7 protein-coding genes are annotated in these 4,322 nt (G+C 72.0%); 2 read left to right on the forward strand and 5 right to left on the reverse strand.

Annotated elements, in window-relative coordinates:
* Window positions 1-7: 7 nt before the first annotated feature.
* The 4 genes from H5J30_RS19320 to H5J30_RS19335 form a co-directional block, all read right to left on the reverse strand.
* A complete protein-coding gene (locus tag H5J30_RS19320) occupies window positions 8-220 on the reverse strand; it encodes a hypothetical protein (RefSeq protein ID WP_220189103.1) in 213 nt (70 codons plus the stop codon).
* Between the two features lie 239 nt (window positions 221-459).
* Complete coding sequence (locus H5J30_RS19325) at window positions 460-1,308, reverse strand: helix-turn-helix domain-containing protein (protein WP_181788668.1); 849 nt, start codon at window positions 1,306-1,308, stop codon at window positions 460-462.
* Window positions 1,309-1,314: 6 nt separating this feature from the next.
* On the reverse strand, window positions 1,315-1,833 hold the full coding sequence (locus H5J30_RS19330; RefSeq protein ID WP_181788669.1) for a DUF6879 family protein: 519 nt from the start codon (window positions 1,831-1,833) through the stop codon (window positions 1,315-1,317).
* Entirely contained in the window at window positions 1,814-2,041 is a 228-nt protein-coding gene (locus tag H5J30_RS19335) for a hypothetical protein (RefSeq protein ID WP_181788670.1), read from the reverse strand. Before H5J30_RS19335 ends, H5J30_RS19330 begins: the two co-directional genes overlap by 20 nt.
* A gap of 287 nt (window positions 2,042-2,328) precedes the next feature.
* Between H5J30_RS19335 and H5J30_RS19340 the strand changes: the two genes are divergently transcribed.
* Together H5J30_RS19340 and H5J30_RS36820 are read left to right on the forward strand one after the other, a co-directional pair.
* Window positions 2,329-3,015, forward strand: a complete 687-nt coding sequence (locus H5J30_RS19340; protein WP_181788671.1) for a hypothetical protein — start codon at window positions 2,329-2,331, stop codon at window positions 3,013-3,015.
* A 284-nt stretch (window positions 3,016-3,299) separates the two neighbouring features.
* Window positions 3,300-3,482 (forward strand): hypothetical protein, encoded by a 183-nt coding sequence (locus H5J30_RS36820; protein ID WP_258563412.1) that lies wholly within the window; start codon window positions 3,300-3,302, stop codon window positions 3,480-3,482.
* Between the two features lie 34 nt (window positions 3,483-3,516).
* On the opposite strand, the gene H5J30_RS19350 is transcribed toward H5J30_RS36820, so the two are convergent.
* A partial coding sequence (locus H5J30_RS19350; RefSeq protein WP_181788672.1) for a tetratricopeptide repeat protein occupies window positions 3,517-4,322 on the reverse strand: 806 nt, incomplete at its 5' end.

Raw genomic sequence — 4,322 nt, forward strand, 5'->3', positions numbered from 1 at the left:
CGGGAGTTCAGTGGTGGGGGTGCCGGCGGATGAGGACGCTGGCGTCGCTCGCGGCCGAGTGGTCGCCGCGGTTGCGCGCGGCCCGGCGCTCCTGGTCGCGCCGGCTGCATTCCTCGCATTCGAGAACGGGCCGCGCCTCCTGGCCCTCGCGGACCGGCAGGAACACAGGCTGCGAGGGGTAGGTCTGCGGGGCGGTCACGTCCCCGGCATCGGCGCTCACGCTCACCGCTTACCACCGCAGCGGGGGCACTCGCAGGGCGGCATGACGCCGTTGAGCAGAGGGGGCTCGCAGTCACGGGAGTAGAAGCGCTTCTCGGGCTCGTAGGTGCGCCCGCTGTCGTGGGACACGCGCAAGGTCAGCAACGGACGTTCAGGCGCCGACGGCGCCTCTGCATGGGCGGCCATGCCCAGGAACCCCGTCAGAGGGGCCTCAACGAACTTCTACGAACTTGCACGGGATCACCCAAGAGCGTCAATCGCGGAGGTGATCAGCGCCCGCGCCCGCGGGCCGTACACGGCGATCTGCGCCAGGTTCGCGAACGACTGCGCGTACTCCTCGATCTCCCGGGGCTGGGTGACGGTCAGGTGCGCCGAGACCAGTTCGACATTTACCTGCACGTCGTCGTACATGGTGAACGACTCCACGGGCCAGCCGATGCCCCGCGCCGCGCCGAGCGGGATCACGCCCAGGCTCACCGCGGGCAGTGTGCCGACGGCGATGAGGTGCCCCAACTGCCCGGCCATCACTTCGGCGTCGCCGATCACCGTGCGCAGCACCCACTCCTCGACCAGCACCGCGAAGCTGTGGACGCCGGTGTGCAATACGCGCTGCCGCTCCATGCGCACCGCGACGGCGTCGGCGACGTCGTCCGGCACGTCGCGCAGTTCGGCGACGGTGCGCAGGATGGCGGTGGTGTAGGCGGGGGTCTGCAGCAGCCCGGGGACGACCCAGGACTGGTACATGCGAAAGCGGTGGGTGCGCTCGAACAGGGACGCCACCGACTGCTGCGCCCGCTTCAGCCCGGCCCGCTCCATGCGGCGCCACTCGACGTACATGCCGTCGATGCCGCGGGCGGTCGCGATGAGGTCGTCGGCTTGCCCGGCGGCGTCGCAGTGCAGCGTCCATGCACGGATGTCGGCATCCGAAGGCGGCGTCCTGCCGTGCTCCAGGCGCGAGCACTTGGATTCGTGCCAGCCCGCCCGCCGGGCCAGCTCCCGCGCGGTGATCCCTGCATCCTTGCGGATCTCACGCAGGCGCTGGCCCAGGGCCTCGCGGGCCTGCTGGACACTGGACGACGGCGACGACAAGGCGGGTCAGGTGAGCCGGTACTCGGCGTGCGGCACGCCCCGCTCCCACACGGCCTCGAACGCGCCGGCGCACAACTTCGCCACAGCCGGCTCTGTGCGCGCCTCCTCGTCCCCGCCGGGTGCCAGTTCGCCGTCCCCGTCGAAGTGCAGGAACACAACGCTCTGGTCATCGAAGAGCCAGAAGTCGTTCCCGGGCAGGGCCAGATCCGAGGCACGTCGGCGCGGCAGCCACCGGACGTCCTCCCCCGCAGCGACGTTGCCGGCGGTCAGCGCGTGCTCGAACCGGATGTAGTCGCTGACCGGCTCGGAGACGATCCGCGCCCGGCGGACCACGACCCCGCGGCTCGTGACCTCCTCCATCATCGCGAGCCATGGCCCCGCCGCGGTGTCGTCGGAGGTCTCGTGCCGGCCTTGCTGCCAGGCGGCGAACCGCGGGTCGGAGCGCATGTAGCCGTCGCGCATCTCCAGGTGCACAGCTGTACGCCGGCAGGCGCGCAGCCGGTCCTCAAGCGTCAGGGGCTGCACCGTTGGTGACCTCCGGGAAGAACTGCAGCATGTGCCGAGGGAACTCGATCACGGTCTCATAGTCGGGCACGTCCATCTGCGCCAGGCGCCCGGGGTCGGTGACGATCTTCCCTTGGAGGAGATAGACGTCTGTCTCGTCGTCGAGGTAGACCGTCGCCGACTTGCCTTCGGGGCTGTTGGGGTCCTTGCCGAGCATGTGCAGTGCCATGGTTGGCCTCCTTCGCCGGAGTGACGAACCGCCTTGCCCAGGCTTGCGCGCAGGCCGACCACGCGGCCACAGATGTGCACGAACTTGCGCGTACCGTAACGCCCTCGGGGCCGAGACAGAGGGGCGCACACGACAAGGCGGCCTCCGGCCGGTCCGGATTTGGGGCGCTCCTCGTCGCTCCACCCTCCCCCGTCACGGCCGCGGGGCGTGGGGGAGCCGTTTGGCCCCTGCCGTCTGTGGGGGTGCTGTCAGTATGTTCGCGGTTTACCGCACCAGGGGGAAAATCCATGTCCTATCCGACCCCGCCGCAGCAGCCCTACCCGCCGCCCGCGCCGCCGCCGGTGCCGCGCGTCCCGCAGCAGAGGAACCGGCGGGCCCTGCAGATCGCCGGTGTCGTCGTCGCCGTGCTTGCCGCCTTCGGCGTCGGTGCGGTGGTCGGTGCCGCGGCCGCCGGCGGTGACGGTGACGGGGGGAACGAGGCCCGGCCCGCCGCTACGGTTACCGTCACCGCCGACCCCGGGGGCAAGGCCGGTGACGGTGGCGACGCGCGGAAGGCCGACGATGCGGCCGAAGCTGAGCAGGCCGGCGACGACAGCTTCGCGCTCACCGAGACCGCCGTGTACGAGACGGGCTTCGAGGTGGTGCTGTCCGACTTCGAGAGGGCCACCTCCGGCGAGTACGCCGCCCCGGCGGGCACCCCCTACGTGAAGTTCGAACTGACGCTCACCAACGGGTCCGAAGAGCGCCTCGACCTGAACGGGCTCCTCGTCGGCTGCCAGTACGGCGACCAGGGCCGCAGCGGCGAGCAGATATTCGACGAGGGCCTGGACACCCCGACCACCCACCTGCGGCCCGGCCGGTCCATCGATGTCAGCATCGGCTGCGAACTGCCGACTGGCGAGAGCTACGTCCAGATCGAGGTGACCCCGGACTGGGAGTCCGAGACGGCCATCTTCGCGGGCAGGATCGACTGAGCCGGGGATGTCCACGGGGGCGCGGGCACGTACGCGGTCCGAAGGGGGCCGGCCCATCGAGGACCTGCACAGCCTGATCGCGCTCTGCCCCTCCCCGCCCGTGCCTGCGCGGCCCGGGGCGGAGGACCGGCACCTCGACGTCGACACCGCCACCGACGAGGCGCGAGCCGTCCTGCGCGGCAAGAGCATCCCCGGCATGCGGGCCCGCGCTGCGGGCGTACGGGCTGGGGCCCGGGGACCTCGTCCAGTGGGGTGGCACGGACAACGGGGACACGTTCCTCTGGGTGCCCGCGGGGGCGCCTGAGGCGTGGCCGACGATTGCGGTGGCGGCCGGGCAGTTCGACTTCGTGGTGCTGGAGCGCAGTTCGACGGGGATCGTCCTCGACGTGCTGACGGGCGCGGTGCGTACCGGGTTCCTCCCCGGGGACTTCCCCAGTGGGCGGCCGGAATTCTCGGTCGATCCCTGAGGGGACCCGGATCTGCCTCGGCTACCTGACTCTCCTACTTCGGTGTGATCACCACCGTCACCGTGCGGTTCCTGGCGGCCGAGGTGTACGGGGCGTTCCGCTGGTCCGCGCTTGCCGTCGTGAACGCCGTCAGGGGCTTGCCGCTTGCGGTGCTCAGTTCGCGGGCCGCGATCAGGGCGCGCCACAGGGCGAGTACCGAGCCGCCGCTGCGGGGGGCGTCCGGGACCGTGGCGGCGTGGCCGCGGATGGTGATGCCGGCGTTCAGTCCGGTGAGTCGGCCGCCCAGGGTCGCCAGGCGGGTGGCGCCCTCTTCGGTCAGTTCCGCGCCTTCGGAGAAGACGCCCTCGGTGAAGGCCACCTCCACGGACCGGCCCCGTGCCCGCGGGCGGATGCCCGGGGAGCGGAGGGTTTCGGCCAGGTCTTCGGCGGCCTCCTCGCGGCGCGTCGCGGCTTCGGTGCGGGCCGTTTCCCGGGCCGTCTCCAGTTCCTGCCGTACGCGGTCCTCGATCTGCCGCTCCGTCGGCGCCGCCGCCTGGGTACGCGCGCTGCCCGGCTCGTCGTCCCCGGTGAGCGCCACCGTTCCTGTTGCCGCCACCGCGATCGCGCACACCGCCGCCACCACGGCCGTACGGGTCCGGTGGCGGGCCAGGGACGCCCTGGGGCCGTCCGCGGTGAGGCGGGCGATGCGGGTGAGGCCGGCGTGGGCGGCGGGGTCGTCGGGGTGGTGGCTCTGGAGGCGGCGCCAGTACGTGGCCGCCGCGTCCAGTTCGCCGCGCTGGGCGTGTACGCGGGCGAACAGGTCCAGTACTTCCGGGCGTTCGCCCACCGAGCGGGCGTCCC

The sequence above is a fragment of the Streptomyces phytophilus genome (assembly GCF_013870535.1).
Taxonomy (GTDB): domain Bacteria; phylum Actinomycetota; class Actinomycetes; order Streptomycetales; family Streptomycetaceae; genus Streptomyces; species Streptomyces phytophilus.

Bases quoted from the DNA above. Each gene is read 5' to 3' on its own strand.
- H5J30_RS19335 (WP_181788670.1), bottom strand. From the start codon at position 2,041: ATGGCACTGCACATGCTCGGCAAGGACCCCAACAGCCCCGAAGGCAAG.
- H5J30_RS19340 (WP_181788671.1), top strand. From the start codon at position 2,329: ATGTCCTATCCGACCCCGCCGCAGCAGCCCTACCCGCCGCCCGCGCCG.